The sequence below is a fragment of the Rhodopirellula europaea 6C genome (assembly GCF_000338295.1).
Lineage (GTDB): Bacteria > Planctomycetota > Planctomycetia > Pirellulales > Pirellulaceae > Rhodopirellula > Rhodopirellula europaea.
On sequence record NZ_ANMO01000218.1, the window covers coordinates 1 to 631 of the forward strand.

Annotated in this window: 1 protein-coding gene; it reads left to right on the top strand. The window is 55.3% G+C overall.

All coding sequences use genetic code 11. The annotated features are described in order from the left end of the window. Positions 1–548: hypothetical protein (locus tag RE6C_RS23785; RefSeq protein ID WP_236618474.1), on the top strand; the 548-nt coding region annotated here is incomplete at its 5' end. Positions 549–631 lie beyond the last annotated feature (83 nt).

The following is a 631-nucleotide window of genomic DNA, read 5'->3' on the forward strand; positions in this document are numbered from 1 at the left end:
ACACGTCCGCCGATGAGTTTGAGGTTTTTGGCACGCCAACGGTATTTACGGTGACGCCAGAAATTCTCGCCAACACTCCGGCGTGGAATGCTGGCGAAGAGCCGATTCCCTGCGGGATCGCACAAGCCATAAGGGTCGCGAAGACGCGACACGACAAAACGGTGTTCAAGGGCTACGGTAATCTTCACGCGTGGGCGTTTCACCGTGCTATACTGGTGTCCGAAGACCGCAATCGCTTCTACTGGCTTGTGACCTACAAGGGGCCATTTGATCCATCTTTATTCAAGGGGCCCGGCGGTTACTCGTACCCGGGAGCTGGCACGCGATACATCCACTATCCGGTTCTGATGAATGGGCGACTTGCACCGGAGTTACCGACGGAACAGAAGCAAACTCAATTTCGCAAACGGTTACTTGAAACCTTTGACTTCTGGAGCCCGCTAGAACGTACTGGCTGGCCGCATCTTTCTCGTGATCTCGAGGAGTTCATAGCTGACTCACAGGACGATCCATTCTACCCAGCCAACGACGCAAAACATGGCGGGTAACCATCGCGTGAACCGGAGAACGCGAGCTGATTGACTTGGCCGTTTGACACTGTCCCGCGCGTTCCCGGTTACGCGTACCGTTC